The sequence below is a fragment of the Pseudoalteromonas sp. Isolate6 genome (assembly GCF_022398435.1).
Taxonomy (GTDB): domain Bacteria; phylum Pseudomonadota; class Gammaproteobacteria; order Enterobacterales; family Alteromonadaceae; genus Pseudoalteromonas; species Pseudoalteromonas galatheae.
Window position 1 is genome coordinate 1 of sequence record NZ_JAKEVK010000095.1, and the last position, 16523, is coordinate 16523.

General features: G+C 42.7%; 15 protein-coding genes. 8 read left to right on the forward strand and 7 right to left on the reverse strand.

Annotated elements, in window-relative coordinates; all coding sequences use genetic code 11:
- Positions 1 to 160: 160 nt before the first annotated feature.
- The 6 genes from L1D50_RS13620 to L1D50_RS23580 all read left to right on the forward strand — a co-directional run bounded on the left by L1D50_RS13620 (position 161) and on the right by L1D50_RS23580 (position 8002).
- Positions 161 to 1402: a WecB/TagA/CpsF family glycosyltransferase gene (locus L1D50_RS13620; protein ID WP_239966226.1), complete on the forward strand. Its 1242-nt coding sequence runs from the start codon at positions 161 to 163 to the stop codon at positions 1400 to 1402.
- A gap of 2 nt (positions 1403 to 1404) precedes the next feature.
- Complete coding sequence (locus L1D50_RS13625) at positions 1405 to 2079, forward strand: sugar transferase (protein WP_239966227.1); 675 nt, start codon at positions 1405 to 1407, stop codon at positions 2077 to 2079.
- Between the two features lie 389 nt (positions 2080 to 2468).
- A complete protein-coding gene (locus L1D50_RS13630; RefSeq protein ID WP_239966228.1) occupies positions 2469 to 3605 on the forward strand; it encodes a polysaccharide pyruvyl transferase family protein in 1137 nt (378 codons plus the stop codon).
- Positions 3565 to 4482, forward strand: a complete 918-nt coding sequence (locus L1D50_RS13635) for a glycosyltransferase family 2 protein (protein ID WP_239966229.1) — start codon at positions 3565 to 3567, stop codon at positions 4480 to 4482. The genes L1D50_RS13630 and L1D50_RS13635 overlap by 41 nt, the downstream gene beginning before the upstream one ends.
- 281 nt (positions 4483 to 4763) lie before the next feature.
- A complete protein-coding gene (locus tag L1D50_RS13640) occupies positions 4764 to 6155 on the forward strand; it encodes a diguanylate cyclase (RefSeq protein ID WP_128728636.1) in 1392 nt (463 codons plus the stop codon).
- A 44-nt stretch (positions 6156 to 6199) separates the two neighbouring features.
- Positions 6200 to 8002: a HAMP domain-containing sensor histidine kinase gene (locus L1D50_RS23580; protein WP_128728635.1), complete on the forward strand. Its 1803-nt coding sequence runs from the start codon at positions 6200 to 6202 to the stop codon at positions 8000 to 8002.
- Positions 8003 to 8147: 145 nt separating this feature from the next.
- Here L1D50_RS23580 and L1D50_RS13650 read toward each other — a convergent pair whose 3' ends face one another.
- The 7 genes from L1D50_RS13650 to L1D50_RS13680 form a co-directional block, all read right to left on the reverse strand.
- Entirely contained in the window at positions 8148 to 9980 is a 1833-nt protein-coding gene (locus tag L1D50_RS13650) for a DUF885 domain-containing protein (RefSeq protein WP_128728634.1), read from the reverse strand.
- Between the two features lie 79 nt (positions 9981 to 10059).
- Positions 10060 to 11196: a radical SAM family heme chaperone HemW gene (hemW, locus tag L1D50_RS13655; protein ID WP_128728633.1), complete on the reverse strand. Its 1137-nt coding sequence runs from the start codon at positions 11194 to 11196 to the stop codon at positions 10060 to 10062.
- On the reverse strand, positions 11193 to 11786 hold the full coding sequence (locus tag L1D50_RS13660) for an XTP/dITP diphosphatase (protein ID WP_239966230.1): 594 nt from the start codon (positions 11784 to 11786) through the stop codon (positions 11193 to 11195). Before L1D50_RS13660 ends, hemW begins: the two co-directional genes overlap by 4 nt.
- 8 nt (positions 11787 to 11794) lie before the next feature.
- Complete coding sequence (locus L1D50_RS13665) at positions 11795 to 12229, reverse strand: DUF4426 domain-containing protein (protein ID WP_138522108.1); 435 nt, start codon at positions 12227 to 12229, stop codon at positions 11795 to 11797.
- A gap of 10 nt (positions 12230 to 12239) precedes the next feature.
- Positions 12240 to 12773 carry a YggT family protein gene (locus L1D50_RS13670; RefSeq protein WP_128728630.1) on the reverse strand — a complete coding sequence of 178 codons (534 nt, stop codon included), beginning with the start codon at positions 12771 to 12773 and terminating at the stop codon, positions 12240 to 12242.
- 9 nt (positions 12774 to 12782) lie between these two features.
- On the reverse strand, positions 12783 to 13604 hold the full coding sequence (gene proC, locus L1D50_RS13675) for a pyrroline-5-carboxylate reductase (RefSeq protein WP_138522106.1): 822 nt from the start codon (positions 13602 to 13604) through the stop codon (positions 12783 to 12785).
- Between the two features lie 13 nt (positions 13605 to 13617).
- Positions 13618 to 14301 (reverse strand): YggS family pyridoxal phosphate-dependent enzyme, encoded by a 684-nt coding sequence (locus L1D50_RS13680; protein ID WP_128728628.1) that lies wholly within the window; start codon positions 14299 to 14301, stop codon positions 13618 to 13620.
- 30 nt (positions 14302 to 14331) lie between these two features.
- On the opposite strand from L1D50_RS13680, the gene L1D50_RS13685 reads away from it, so the two are divergent.
- Both L1D50_RS13685 and L1D50_RS13690 read left to right on the forward strand, forming a co-directional pair.
- Entirely contained in the window at positions 14332 to 15378 is a 1047-nt protein-coding gene (locus tag L1D50_RS13685) for a type IV pilus twitching motility protein PilT (RefSeq protein ID WP_128728627.1), read from the forward strand.
- Positions 15379 to 15392: 14 nt separating this feature from the next.
- Entirely contained in the window at positions 15393 to 16514 is a 1122-nt protein-coding gene (locus tag L1D50_RS13690) for a PilT/PilU family type 4a pilus ATPase (protein WP_128728911.1), read from the forward strand.
- The last annotated feature ends 9 nt before the right edge of the window (positions 16515 to 16523 follow it).

The following is a 16523-nucleotide window of genomic DNA, read 5'->3' on the forward strand; positions in this document are numbered from 1 at the left end:
TTTTTAATCTTTTCTAAATTCATTTTCTAATTCGGAATTTATTTTGCATTTTGCGACCATTAACTTCATTTTTTCTCATATTTTCAATAAAAACAACAGTTTGCAATTTTGGCACGGTAGTAGCAAAAGCTAGGTAAGGAAACTGGAGTCGAGGTGATTTATGAGAGAGTCAAATTTTGAACAGAAAATCTCAAACGCAGCAGTAACAAGGTATACATCGCTACTTATCGCGGCTATTTTTTTCATTCTATTATTGCCAATCTACAGCGTAAATTTTTTACTTTCAATACTGCTGATGAAGGCTCCGATAGAGAAAAAATCTTGGATTGATATCAGTGGATCTAGAGTTGAGTTATATCAGTGGAGAAAAGGTTTTTTTATTGATAGCGCAGTGGTGTTCAATGTTTTAAAAGGAGATATTGGTTTCGTTGGAAACCCACTGCTGCGAGATAACATATCTATACCAAAAATCGACAACTTCAAATCGCCATTTACTCAACCAGGGTTATTTGACTACCTCCAACTTCATAGCCTAACAGGCTTAAAGGCAGAAGATCCACAAACACTGCTACAGAAGCAAGCACAGCAAGGGTGGCAAGCTGATCTGTCCATGGTTGTAAGAATTTTCTTCTGCCGTTTATTTTATTCGAGTAAAGCAAAGCAGTGCGATGCTCGCTCAGTTTTTGGTATTCAGTTTAGTAACTGCCAGATGGAAGAGGCTGTAACTTGGGTGCTTAGCGCTTCGAATTTACCGGTCTGTCGTAGCGCTTATTTTATTAACGCAAACTCTATCAATCTAGCCGCCGATGACGACGCATTATTCTCTGTACTAAGAAGAAGTAACCGTAATTTCATTGATGGTTCAGGCATGCGTTTAGCGGTGAAAAAGGTTGGTGTTCAACTTGCTGACAACTGCAACGGCACTGATATGTTACCTATCCTTTGTGAGCAGATGGAGAAATCTGGGCAGTCGCTATTTCTATTAGGTGCTAAGCCTGGCGTTGCAAACAAAGCAGCGAAACTCTTGATGCAATCCTATCCCAAACTAAAAGTGGCGGGGGCACATCATGGTTATTTTAGTGATGACGACGCGGTAATTAAGCAAATCAATGAGAGCCAAGCTGACATTGTGCTAGTTGCATTAGGATCACCACGACAAGAGCTCTGGATTGACCAAAACAAACATAAAATCAATGCCAATTGTGCGTTAGCCGTTGGTGGGCTTTTCGATTTTTTCTCGGGTAACGTGCCAAGAGCACCACTTTGGATGCGTGAACTAGGTCTAGAGTGGGTTTGGCGTTTGATACAAGAACCCAAAACTAAGTTCTATCGCTACGTTATCGGTAACCCTACTTTTTTATTCCGAGTTTATATTCTTAATCAAGCATTGAGAGGGCTTTAATCATGAACACTACTAAAAAATTATCTAGTAACATGACATTTGCAGCAACACCTTCAAGCGATAACTCTGACGGTCTTCATCATGGGCTCCCTGTCATGCTTCAAAGACTTTTCGCAGGTATCGGCCTACTTCTTATATCTCCGTTATTATTGCTGGTAATGATGCTCATAAAGATAGAGAGTAAAGGTCCTTGCGTTTATAAGCAGGTGAGAGTTGGAAAGTTAGGTCGCCGTTTTACAATGTATAAATTTCGCTCTATGTATACTGCAGATGACCCTAAATTCAGTGCGCCAGACCCAAGAGAAAGTAACAGAGAAGGTGTATGCGCTAAGTTTCGTAATGATCCTAGGATCACGACTGTGGGACGCTTTATCCGTAAATATTCAATTGATGAGTTACCTCAACTTTTCAATGTTGTTTGTGGTGACATGCTTTTGATAGGACCTCGTCCAGCCCTTGAGAAAGAGGTGAATGCTTATCAGGTAAATGAGCTTGGACGATTGAACTGTGAACAAGGACTAACTGGTTTATGGCAAGTAACTGGGCGTGCTGACACGACATTTCAACAACAAGTAATGTTAGACAAGCTTTACATAGAAAACCAAAGTTTTACACAAGATATTAAGATTATCCTCAAGACAGTACCTTGTGTTTTGGGCGCTAGAGGGGCCTATTAACATCAATCCACATTGATACGTAATCGTTTACAGAGAGTAAGTCCGGCGACAACGCTGCTAACAGTTTCTTTCTTAGAGCAAGCAGTAGCAAAAACTTTTCCTTGTTGTCGCCGAGATCCTCTTGATTCTAACTTGTCTGAATCTTGGATACTTAATGCTTCCGCTGGTGTAAAGCATCAGCTGTACTCATCCACTACATATGTCAGCAAAAGCGTTAAAGCTAAACTGAGTTGCTCTGACTGGGACTCAGTTTTCATTTTAATATGCGATGCAATCTGCGAATAAATTGATGAGATAAAATAATATTTGTTTTAAATCAAGTGGTTACATGTTGGCATGTTAACTGCTGTAGTAAACGTATCTTTTCATCTTAGCGGAAGCTACATAATATGATTAATCACTTTGACGCATACTTGGTTGGTTATTACGGCATGAGGAACAGTGGCGATGATGCACTCATGCAAGCGACTATTTTGGGCGCCAAGACGTTTTTAGGAAGTACAAAAATTGCCGTAAATGCTCCCATCGAAAACCCTATTTTGAAAGAGCTTGGCTGTACCGGTCAAACCTTAAGTCAGTTTCGAGGGCATCAGCGTATCAAACATTATCAGCGTGCGATGCAATCAAAAGCAGTTATATTTGGCGGTGGTTCCGTGCTTCATAGTAGTCGAGACATCGCGCAAAAGCGCCACATGCTTGCTTTGGCAGGAGCGAAAAACTCGATGGCTTTAGGTGTTGGCATCGAAGGTTTCCGTGATATCCACGCTGAAAAGCAATGTAAAAAGCTGTTAAATGAGTGTGGCTTGGTCACAGTCAGAGACAAGCAAAGCTTTGAGATCGCAACGGCGTTAGCTCCTCAAGCTAACATCAAACACACGTTTGACCTTGCTCCCTCATTGCTACATCACTTTAGTGGCAAATTCAGCCCACTTGCCAGACAAGGCATTGCTTTTAACTTTTGCCCCAAAGTGATTAATCCTTTTGGTGATGTCAATACATATGCAGAGGAGCAAAGGGTTGAAAAAGCTGTGAAGCTAATCACGTCAATTTGGGAGAGCACGCAGGAGAAGATTTATTTAATCGAGCTCAACGATCAGCCGCTTATTAGCGATAAGCTTGTACACGACAAAATCGTTTCCGCATTGCCTAGTTGGGTTGACGTACAGCGGATCAGCTATGTCGCCAATCCCTTTGCAATGTTGAAATGCATGTCGATGTTTAAGGCCGTTGTTGGTATGCGTTTACACGCACTTATTTATGCCTACATGATGGAGACTCCTTATCTTAGTCTCGAGTATCACAATAAATGCGCTCAGTGGTGCCTTGAAACAGCAACGAGCACTGACAATCGCTTTGACGCTGACACTTTTAATGTTGCGGATGTCCATAACCGCATTACCAACGGGTTAAGGTATGGTTTCACCCAACCTAAGTTACCCCTTCAACAAGCCGTTTCTTTATCAATTTCCAACTGGAGTGAAACTCATGAGCAAAGTACAGTTCTCCGTAATTATTCCACTATATAATAAAAGTGACTGCATTGAACGTGCGCTACAGAGTGTAGCTGCTCAAAAGTTTCAAGCAGCAGAGATAATCGTTGTTGATGATGGGTCTACAGATGATAGCGTGGACAAGGTGAAAGCACTGAACCTAAAGAATTTACGTGTCATTCAACAAGCTAATCAAGGGGTGTCTAGCGCGAGAAACAATGGTGTTAAACACGCTACAAGCGACTATGTCGCGTTTTTGGATGCTGACGATGAGTGGTCGCCATTTTTCTTAGCCAAGGTTAGTAAGTTGATCCGTCGCTTCCCTGAAGGCGGTCTTTATGCGACTCGTTATCAAAAAGTGTTAGACAAGCAAAAATACATTGATGCAAAGATAGCGCTAACCAGCTGGGATCCAGACGGTTACATAATGAATAATTATTTTGAAATTGCTGCAAACGGTGATTTGCCTTTTACCGCATCAAGTATTGTTCTAGATAAGTGTACCTTCACTAGCTTAGGCGGCTTTCCAGAAGGGGAATGGATGGGTGAAGATCAAAGTTTGTATGTGCAAATAGCGTTAAACTCAACCATCGTATATACCCCTGCAATAGAAAGTTTTTACTATATTGGGATTACTGATAGCGCTTGTGATAAAGCGCCACCAAGCACAATTTGTCCTTTTGCTGAAAGACTGTTTATAGATATCCATATTGGTAAAGTAGCTGACTGTTCAGCAAAAATGGCAGAAAAATACATTGGTGCCCACTTGTGTGATTTAGCAAAACGAAACATCAAACACCGTAGCTATCGGCATGCACTAAGATTATTAGCGCATCCAGCGGCGAGAGCTAAATTATTACACTGGGGAATATATAGTTTAATTGCGGGTCCGATGTCTCTAATTTCTAGATAGGGCTGGGTGAAGGATGAGTAAGTTCATTTTTGATATTCATGCAATGAACTTCTCAGTTCGCCGTAAACTATTAGTCATGAAGCCAACCAAGAGCGAGCCATATTAGCTGTTAAAGTAACCTGGCTAACATAAGGTTTCAGTGTACTGTGTTAAGCCTAGCAAGGAGCCTCCTTTCGCGGACTTAGCGGAAAATTAGCGATTTCTGTGTTTTCGCCTATGCTTTTGTAACTAATCTGGTTTATTGTAAGACAGTGTTCAAACCTTGGTAGGTAAGAGAGGCGATGAAGGTAACCGTAGAAAAACAAACCATAGTGCTGTTATCGTTGTTTACCATCGTGTTCTGGAGTTTGACTTTCTACGCGGTAAAGCTTATTTCTCACTCTATAGTGGTTCAGGAGGTAAGTGAAAGAACTGAAACGGTAAGGTCAAATATTTCACTTATTCGTGCCAAAATTGAAAATGCCATTTTTATGGACACCTATCTGGCTGAAAGTTTAGCGACTTTCGTAACAATTGATCCTGATTTTGCTATCGAGCACTGGTCTCATGTGGTTGAAAAAGCGGTTGAAAAGTCGACGCTAATTCGCCATGTTGGTCTTGCACCAAATAATATTATTAGCCATGTTTATCCTGTTGAAGGAAATCGAGCGGCTATCGGTTTTGATTTTCGCACTAACCCTGAACAATATCGCACTGTTGAAATTGCAAGAAACTCTCAAAAGGTATTTATCGCAGGTCCATTACAGCTCGTACAGGGTGGAGAAGCCTTGATAGCGAGGTTTCCTGTATTTTCAGACTATCCGAGGAATAAGAACTATTGGGGCGCGATAAGTGTGGTTTTGGATTATCAAAAGTTGCTCGAATACAGTGGAATTAATGAGCTGGAAAACGCAGTTTTAGCTATTCGAGGCCGAGATGGGCAAGGGGAAAGCGGGGATGTATTTTATGGTACCGCCACCTTGTTTGCTACACCGGATTTATCCATACCAATCAATTTACCATCTGGTGAATGGCAACTTGTGGCTAATTATCAAATTGACGAGAGCACTTACGCAAAAGCGAAGCAACAAGCACAGGTTTTGGTTACTGCTGTCGCGTCGATATTGTTTCTATCATTATTAGTGCTCTATCGAGCTTATCATTTGGCGCGTATCGCATCGTTGCAGGATGATTTAACTAAATTGCCTAACCGCCGTTATGCGATTAGGCAACTTAATACCCTACTCAGTCGTTCAGAGCAGCCGTCATTTGTACTACTCAACCTCGATCTAAATAATTTTAAGCAAGTAAATGATAAGTTTGGTCATGAGGTTGGAGATAGATTGTTACTCCATGTCTCGTCTATTTTGATGAATTCAGTACGCGTGTATGACTTTATCGCGCGTTTAGGGGGAGACGAGTTTGTTATTATTTTACACAGAGTGTCAGAAGACGCTTTGGTCAACTCTATCATAAAAAATATTAAAGAGCAGGTTGCAAGTCAACCTCTACAAATTGATAAGCATACCATTCAAACATCGATAAGCGTTGGGTACGCTTTTCCTGCATCAAAACGGAGCAGTGTGTCTGAACTCATGGCGAGAGCGGATCACAATATGTATTACGATAAAAATCTGTCACAACATCAAAGCAAAGAAAATCATATTCTAAAGACAAATCAGGAAACTCATTAGAACTATACTAAGCTTACAGAGTATTAGTTAGGCGAGGGTGTACCGTGCAGTTAAAGCAGTCAGTTCTATTTTTTAAAATCGCCGCGTTTACCTCTGCGATAGTGATCATATTCGTCAGCTGGTTTTTGTATTATGAGGTGAGCCGTAGTGCACGTCTGACCGCGCAGTTGAGTCATGTACAAACAGCGCTGCAGCGTACTATGGACCAAGAAGAGCATATTCTGATTAGAGTAAAGAAGGAGCATGTGTCTGCTATTCCACAATTAAAATACAGCTATCAGGATAGCTTTAGCAATTTGCTAAATTCGATGGCCAATGAAGAGGATTTGCTACCTCTACTTTTAACCCTGAATGAGTTGTCAAAAGCCTATTTTGCAAAATTAGATGAACTCATTCGTTTGTATGAACAGCTTGGCTATGATGAAAATGCTGGCATTTATGGTGAGTTTAGACGCAGTGCTCATGCTTTGCAGGATAGGATTTCAGGCAAAGCTATGCCTCAGCTAGAAATTGCAGTATTGGAATTAAGACGTCGAGAAAAGGACTTTTTATTAAGATCTGACTTAAGTTATTTACAACAGCATGAGCAACTAGTGAAGCATGCTGAACAACTAATTAAAAGCAATGCGCTAAGTGAAGAAATAAGCAACTTGCTAAAGCGGTATGACGCGGGTTTTGCAAGCTATGTCACTATTTTGAGAAAGCTAGGTTTACACGACGGTGAAGGCGTTCGTGCTGAGCTGTTCACCGAGAAGCAAAAGTTAAGAAGCCAGTTTGAATTAGTATCAATCCGTACCCAAGCCGTTACGCAAGAACGTAAAGAAAGCATCATTTTATATGGCCTCATTTTAATTGTACTAATGAATATTGCCGTGCTTATCTTACTTAATTACCAAAATAGCAAAGTCACACGGCATATATTGGCTATCAATAAGGTACTGGTGAAAGTTGCTAAGCTTGAAGATTTTAGCCTAAGGGTGAATATTGACGGTAATGATGAAATTGCACAAATTGCTCATCAACTCGATGACTTATTAGCATTTATTGAAACCTTACTAGCGCGGCTGAGCGCAGCACAGCAACGCTTAATCGAAGAAGCCAAAATGGCGAGCTTAGGAAATATGGTAAGTGGCTTTGCTCATGAGTTAAATACGCCGCTTGGTGTTGCTATTACCAGCCAATCGCATTTAAAAGAGCAAGTTGCTACACTAAAATCGCAACTTGAACTTGGTAAGTTACAGCGACAAACCTTAACGACACTAATTACTGAGGCAGAAGCAGCGTTATATTTATTAGAAAATAATCTGCATCGCACAGCTTCGCTGGTTGATGACTTTAAGCTAGTGGCCGTGAATCGAGAGTTTGAAGAAAAGAGCTCTTTCAACCTCAAGCATTTGGTTAAAAATGTCTTTGATTGCTACCAATCAGAGTTAAACCATGATGAGTATGCCATTGAGCTCGAAATCCCAGACAATTTAGTGTTGAACAGTTACCCATCCGTGTTTAGTCAAGTTGTTGGTTACAGTATTAATAATTGTATCAAGCATGCCAAGATTGACGGACAAAAGCTCAATATTGTGGTATCTACCGTGTTAATTAACGATTATATCCATTTTTATTTTAAAGATGACGGCGCGGGAATAGATAAAGAGCTACTACCTGCCATTTTTGAGCCTTTTGTTACTTCAAAGCGTTTTTCGGGTGGTACAGGACTGGGCTTGAGCATTGTGTATAACTTAGTAACGCAGAAGCTGAAGGGTGAAATCAAAATGCAAAGCCCAGCGCATGGCGGTGCCTGCTTGCATATTATTTTAACCGGAACAGAATTTAATTTTACAGAAGAGTAACCTGAGGGCGGAATAACAATTCGCTCTCTAGCGGCCATTATTTCTGATACCGATTTGCTTCTCTAAATACAGCTTATGTAAGTGAAATAAAAAAACCAGCATGATTGAGCATGCTGGCTTTCATTAAGTATATTGGTAGTAGGAGTTAGCCTTTTTTGCTCGCTACCCACTCATCAACAAATGATTCAAGCACGTTTAGTGGAACCGGGCCATTTTTCAGTACGACGTCGTGGAACTCACGAATATCAAACTTATCACCCAGTTCTTTTTTAGCGGCTTCGCGAAGTTCTAGGATCTTCAACATCCCCACTTTGTATGCTGTCGCCTGTGAAGGCATAACAATATGGCGCTCTACCATCTTCACAGCGTCTGACTTAGCGTTGGGTGTGTTGTTTACGTAGTAATCAATACCTTCTTGACGTGTCCACTTCATTGCGTGGATCCCCGTATCTACCACTAAGCGGCACGCACGCCATAATTCCATCGCTAAGCGACCAAAATCTGAATAGGGGTCTTCGTATAAACCCATTTCTTTTGGTACAAGCTCAGAATATAAGCCCCAACCTTCGATGTATGCAGTGTAGCCACCAAACTTACGGAATTTAGGCATATCTTCTAGCTCTTGAGCAATCGCGATCTGCATGTGGTGACCAGGAATACCTTCATGATAAGCCAAGGCTTCCATTTGGTAAGTAGGCATGGCTTCCATATCGTAAAGGTTTGCATAGTATACACCAGGACGTGAGCCGTCAGGTGCGGGTTGCTGGTAGAAAGCTTTACCGGCTGATTTTTCGCGGAATGCCTCTACGCGTTTTACTATCATGTCTGCTTTTGGCTTAACGATAAACAACTCATCCAAGCGTGACTTCATATTATCGATCATCGCTTTCGCTTCGGCCAAATATTGTGCCTTACCAGCTTCTGTATTTGGAAGGTAGAACTGCTTGTCGGTTCTCATAAACTCCATAAAGGCTTTTAAATCGCCTTTGAAGCCCACTTTTTCTTTGATTGCTCGCATTTCGTCATGAATACGTGCCACTTCAGATAAACCGATTTCGTGAATTTCTTCAGCGCTTAGCGCTGTGGTTGTCGTGCGGGCTAGGGCGTTATTATAAAATTTCTCGCCATTAGGAAATTTCCATGCACCGTCACGCTTGTCTGCTTTTTTCTCGAGTTTATGTAGGTAACCAATCAACTTGTTATAAGCAGGTTTTACTGCTGTTGTTAGCGCGTCTGTTGCTTCTTTTACCAGTGCCGATTTCTCGTCTTCACTGATTTCAAGAGTTGCTACTTTGCGTTTGAAATCCGCCAGTAATGTTGAGTCGTCACCTGCTGCAAATGGCGCACCTTTGATGATATTTTCACTTGACTCAATGACGTGAGGGAAAACGAATTTCGGTGCAATAATACCTTTATCTGCACGCGCTTTTAAGTCGATGATGAGCTGATCAAATACAGCCGGTACGCCGTTTAAACGTGAGATATACGCTTTGGCATCTTTCACATCGGTAATTTGATGTTGGTTGATTAAAAATGCAGGCACCATAGAGTGTGTACCATACATCTGATTTACCGGATAAGAATGGTAGCGCCATTTAAAATCTGCGATGGTGTTTTCAAGGCCTTGCTTGAATAAATCGTAGCTCACTTGCGTATTGGCATCTAGCTTACTGCGATCAATTGCATTAAGCGCAGCTAAGTCTTGTTTCGTCAGCTCAAGATCTTCAAGTTGGCGCGCTTCGCTGCCGTCATCCCACTTGTCGTAGTCTTGTTTGATACCCATATAAGTTTGGTAAACTGGGCTACGCATTACGCCACGGGTAAACGACGCTTCAAAAAGTGCGTTCGCCTTTTCAACTTCACTTTTTACGACTTGTTGTTCAGCTTTTTGAGCTGGTGCTGGAGAGTGTGTGGTTTGTTGACAGCCAGCAAAAAGCGCGACGCTTACCGCTGCTGCTAAAATGGTTAATTTACGCATTTTATACCCTTTTATTATATGTTGCCGAATGGCGGTTTTCATGCGGGTTGCAGTGAATATTACCCGCATAATTTCTATATTAAACAAATAACTCTAGCAGATCATTGAGGTATCGGTGGCCTTTATTTGTAACTAGCCATGAATCATTGGTTTCCTCAATCAAACCCTTATCTACGGCCTCAGCAATTTGCGTCGCAATAGCGCTAAGTTCAAGGCCAGTGTAGTCAATAAACTGTTGTTTTGATGCGGCAGTTTTTAAACGGAATACATTCATAAAAAACTCAAATGGCCTGTCATCGCTTGCAACATGCCACTGCTCATATAAATAGGGTTTACTCAGATCCATATAGCCGCGAGGATGCTTTACTTTTACGGTTCTTAGGATCTGTTGCTGCTCAGGCAAAGTGATTTTGCCATGCGCACCACAGCCGATCCCGAGATAATCGCCAAATTGCCAATAATTCAAGTTATGTCGACATTGAAATCCCGCTTTGGCATAGCCTGAGATCTCATATTGCTGATAGCCGTGCTCCGCAAGTAATGCCTGACCTTGTTCTTGGATGTCCCACAGTGTTTCATCCTCAGGTAAAACCGGAGGCTTAGAGGCAAACTGCGTATTTGGTTCAATGGTTAATTGATACCAAGAAAGGTGTGGCGGTGCCATTGCAATGGCTTTTTCTAAATCACTTAAGGCATCGCTAACAGATTGATTGGGAAGACCATGCATCAAATCAAGATTAAAGCTGTTTAACCCTGCTTGATGGGCTTCTTGTGCTGCGTTTAGCGCTTCTTGCTCGCCATGAATACGGCCAAGTTGAGTGAGCTTTTCCTGTTGTAAGCTTTGCACACCTATCGAAATACGATTGATGCCAGCCTCGACATAATGTTTAAAACGATCTGTTTCAACTGTACCTGGATTTGCTTCTAAAGTGACTTCAATGTCATCCTCAAAACCAATTAGCGCCTCGATTTCAGTGAGCAAATAGCGGTACGCTTCACCTGAAAGCAGGCTAGGGGTGCCACCGCCAATAAAAATACTACTGAGTTTACGGCCCTGAACATAGTGAAGATCGGCTTTGATATCGTGGAGTAAATGTTGAATATATTCCGTTTCAGGAATATCGCCTTTTTTACCATGGCTGTTGAAATCACAGTAAGGACACTTTTGCACGCACCAAGGTACGTGCACATAAAGACTTAATGGAGGTAGTTTCACGCGAGGCCTTGAAAGTGACTGACGAGTTGTTTAAGTGCCTGTCCTCTATGGCTGATTGCGTTTTTTTCTTCCTTGGTTAGCTCTGCTGATGTACAGTCTAAACCTTGTACCTTAAAGATTGGATCGTATCCAAACCCTTCTCGGCCTTGTTGTGTTGTGGTGATTTCACCTTCCCAACTTGCCTGACAAATAATCGGCGTTGGGTCGTCAGCGTGGCGCATATAAACTAAAACACACCAAAAACGAGCGCTGCGCTCAATTTGTTCACCAAGCGCTGCGAGTAAGTGAGCAATATTTTTTTGGTCGTCGGCGTTAGCGCCTGCATAACGCGCGGAATATACTCCAGGTGCGCCGTTTAAGGCGTCTACCTCAAGCCCTGAGTCATCGGCAATGGCAGGTAAGCCAGAAATCTTAGCAGCATGACGCGCCTTGATAATAGCGTTTTCCACAAAGGTCGTGCCGGTTTCTGCAACCTCAGGCACGTCGAAATCACTTTGCGGTAATACCTCAATGTCATACTGGTTTAGCATCGCGCTAAGCTCTTTGACTTTACCTTGGTTGCCCGTGGCAAGTACCACTTTATTTGCCATAAGTTTCTCTACTCTACATAAAACTTTTGTGAGAACGTGAGTTTACGGCTTTGCTTACCTTCACTGATCTCAATGTCGAAACGAAAAATATCTTCATTGTCGTAATCTAATTGGGCGAGATAGTATATAGCCTCACCTTCTACGACTTCTTTAAACTCTAGTTGTACGGTTTTACCAAGCAGGTTCTTGGCACTCCCCGCAACGCGAGCTTGGACCGCTGGTTTGCCTGGCTTGTCGGCCAAAACCGAGATATTCACAATTGCTTTTTTGCCGCTACGAATTAAGCCATACGCTTTTGCAATTGTAGGCTGAACAAAGGTAGACGGGAAGGCGATATAATGCACTTCCCAAGGACCTAAGTCTTTAAATTGACCGCCTTGCTCATCTTGAGCGAACACGCTTGGTGCAAGCAGCATCATTAATGCAATAATAAATGGTTTCATTAGGGCGCTCCTATCTCAGTAAATCCATCATTAGAATTTGCAAAAATTGCATGCCGATAATTAGGACTAAAATAGATAAGTCCAGTCCGCCTAACGGTGGGATTACTTTACGAATAGGTCTTAGCATCGGCTCAGTTAACTGCTCAAATACTGCGGCAACTGGATTGTAGCCTTGCGCTACCCAACTTAAGATGGCGCGAATAATAAGGATCCAGAACACCAGACTAAATGCTTCTTTTACTACTGTAATTGCACCACCAACCAGCGCACCTAACGCGTCAAAGTAACCACCGAATAACGCCATCAGCGTCGCCATTTTGGCAAAGCCAATAATGAATGCCAGCACCAAAGAGGCAAGATCTAAACCGCCCACACCCGGAATGATTTTTCTCAGCGGGTTCACGGCAAAAGAGGTTGCTTTAACAACCGCTTGGCTTAGCGGGTTATAAAAGTCCGCTTTGACAAGCTGCAACCAGAATCGTAGTAATACGACCATTAAAAATAGATCAAATACGATCCCGACTAAAAATTGCATGGCATTCATTGGTCACCTTTAGATTTCTTTTTCCATTGCTTCAGCGCGCGCGATACATGCATCCATCGCGTCCGCTACGGTTTTTGGTAATTGCTGTGCTTTTAAGTGCTCAACGGCCGCATGGGTTGTGCCACCTTTAGAGGTGACGTTTGCGCGTAGCTGAGCGATGCTAATTTCTGGTTGTGATAATGCCATTTCAGCCGCACCTAGCGCAGTTTGCTGCACAAGCTTTCTGGCTTCCTCAGCATTAAAGCCTAGGGATTTAGCTTTTTCTTCGATGGCTTCCATAAACAAGAAGAAATACGCTGGAGATGAACCCGTTACCGCGATCACGTCGTTGATTTTCGACTCTTCATCAAGCCATAGGGCAATACCGGTGGATGAAAATACTTGCTCTACATAGTCTTTTTCTTCATCGCTGATGTCGACGCCATACAAGCCAGACACGCCGCGTCCGAGCAATGATGGCGTGTTAGGCATACAGCGCACCATTTTTACTGGTTGGCCGAGCATTTCTCTCAATCGTGCAACGGTAATACCGGCGGCGACAGAGATAAACAGTTTATTACTAATATCAATATCTGCATCTTGAAAGGTCTGACACAGCTCGGCCATCATCTGTGGTTTTACAGACAAGACGATGACGTCGGCAGCAGCGACTGCTTCTAGATTATCTTGTGTTGTTCTTACCGATAATTGCTCTGCGACTTTGGCAAGTTTTTCTGCATTGCGGTTGGTGGCAATAATGGACTGCGCGTCAAAGCCACTTTTGATCATGCCACCGATAATGGCATAGCTCATATTTCCCGTTCCAATAAATGCAATTGTCTTGTTTGACATTGTGTTATTCACCTCACTGTCGTTTGCCAAAAATATCAGTACCAATGCGAACCATGGTAGAACCTGCTGCAATCGCAGTGTCTAAATCGCCACTCATTCCCATCGATAAGGTATCTAGCTGTTGATATTGGTCCTTTAGTCTATCAAAGCAAGCGCGCATTTGCTGGAAATATTGTAATTGCTTTTGTCTGTCATCGGTTTGCTCTGTGATAGTCATCAAGCCACGAAGCTCCAATTGACGACAGTCATTAATAAACTGCGCAAGCGTATCAACCTCATCAGGATGACAACCTGATTTGTTGTCATCACCGCTAATATTGACCTGCACCAGTACCTTGAGTGGCTTTAAGTTTGTTGGTCTTTGCTCATTCAGCCTGCGTGCGATTTTTTCTCTATCCACGCTTTGCACCCAATGGAAGTTTTCGGCGACTAATCTTGATTTATTGGACTGGATTGGACCAATAAAGTGCCATTCAAGCGCTTTGTTCTGTTTAAAATAGGCAACTTTATCAACCGCTTCTTGTACGTAAGATTCACCAAATTGGGTTTGGCCTGCCGCAATAGCAGCCTCAATATCGGCGATAGGTTTGGTTTTAGAAACCGCGAGTAATTGTACTGTTTCGCTGAATTGACAGTTTTGCTTGGCTTTTTCTATCCTGCCGTAGGCGTTATCTAAGCGTTCTGCTATTGTAACCATATAGTACTAGTGCTCATTGTGGAGTTATAAATGGATATTACTGAATTATTAGCTTTTAGTGTTCAACACAAAGCATCTGACTTACACCTTTCTTCAGGTGTTTCCCCTATGATCCGCGTTGACGGGGACGTACGCCGGGTGAATATCCCGCCGTTAGAAGCAAAAGACGTCAGCAGCCTCATCTACGATATTATGAATGATAATCAACGTCGTGACTATGAGCAAAACCTTGAGGTAGATTTCTCGTTCGAAGTGCCAAATCTGGCACGTTTTCGTGTTAACGCGTTTAATTCAAATCGTGGTCCTGCTGCGGTGTTCCGTACCATTCCAAATCAAGTGCTGAGCTTAGATGATTTGGGGGCGCCAGACATTTTTACCAAAATTTCAGATAACCCGCGCGGTTTGGTGTTGGTAACCGGCCCGACAGGCTCAGGTAAATCAACCACGTTGGCTGCCATGGTGGATTATATTAATAACAACAAACACCACCATATTCTAACCATCGAAGACCCGATTGAATTTGTTCACGACAACAAGCAAAGTCTTATCAACCAACGTGAAGTACATAGAGACACGCACAGCTTTAACGCGGCGCTGAGAAGTGCACTCCGTGAAGACCCTGACGTTATTTTGGTCGGTGAATTACGTGATCTTGAGACCATTCGTTTAGCGCTAACTGCCGCAGAAACAGGTCACTTAGTATTTGGTACTTTGCACACTACCTCAGCACCTAAAACCATCGACCGTATTGTGGACGTGTTCCCTGGTGAAGAAAAAGACATGGTGCGCTCTATGTTGTCAGAGTCGCTACAAGCGGTTATTTCACAAACGCTGGTGAAAAAAGTTGGCGGCGGGCGAATAGCTGCGCATGAAATTATGCTTGGGATCCCCGCTATTCGTAATCTTATTCGTGAAGACAAGATTGCACAGATGTATTCTGCCATTCAAACTGGTGGGATGCACGGTATGCAAACTATGGATCAATGCCTTACAAACCTATTAAACCGTGGCTTGATCACACAGCAAGATGCGCGTGCGAAAGCGCATGATAAAAACCAGTTTAATAGCGGCTATTAAGTAGTGGTGTAATGATGAATATAGAACCGTTTTTGCAAACGATGGCCAATCAACAGGCATCTGACTTATTCGTTTCGGCTGGGCTTGCTGTGAGCGCCAAAATTGATGGAGAGCTAAGGGCGTTAAGTGAAGAAAGATTGGATGCCGCGCAGTCACTGAATCTTGTTACCTCGATTATGAGCGACAAGCAAAAGCAAGAATACTTTGACACTAAAGAGTGTAACTTTGCGATTGCTAACGATATCGGGCGTTTTCGTGTTTCTGCGTTTTGGCAACGAGATTGTGCGGGCATGGTTATTCGCCGTATTGTGACCGCTATTCCAGATGTCAATGAGCTAGGTTTGCCGTCAGTACTGACTGATGTGATCATGTCCAAACGTGGTTTGGTGTTATTTGTGGGTGGTACGGGCACGGGTAAGTCAACCTCGCTTGCGGCACTACTTGGTTATCGTAATCGTAACCAGCGTGGTCATATTTTGACGATTGAAGACCCCATCGAGTTTGTGCATCAACACCAAAAAAGCATCATTACTCAGCGTGAAGTAGGCATTGATACTGACAGTTTCGAATCTGCCTTAAAAAGCTCATTACGCCAAGCGCCAGATGTTATTTTAATAGGTGAAATTCGCTCGCAAGAAACCATGGAGTATGCACTGAGTTTTGCTGAAACGGGGCATTTATGCGTTGCGACCTTGCACGCCAATAATGCTAACCAAGCTATTGACCGTATCATGCACTTAGTCCCTAAAGAAAAGCACGATAAACTAAAGTACGATTTGGCGCTGAACTTGCGTGCTATTGTGGCGCAACAACTTGTGCCTTCTTCAAAGGGAGAAGGGCGAGAAGCTGCCATTGAAGTGTTACTTAACTCCCCACTCGTTGCTGAGCTTATTAAAAAAGGCGATATTGGCTCAATTAAAGAGGCAATGGCAAAATCGAAAGACATGGGCATGCAAACCTTTGATCAAGCGTTGTTTGAGCTTTATAAGCAGCAGCGGATCAACTATGCAGATGCACTGCATCATGCTGACTCGCCAAACGATTTGCGCCTAATGATCAAGCTGCAAAATAATGAACAAAAAGGTGCGGGCTTCCTCCAAGGGGTTACGGTAGATGGCCTAGACTCAAAAAATTAAACATTATAC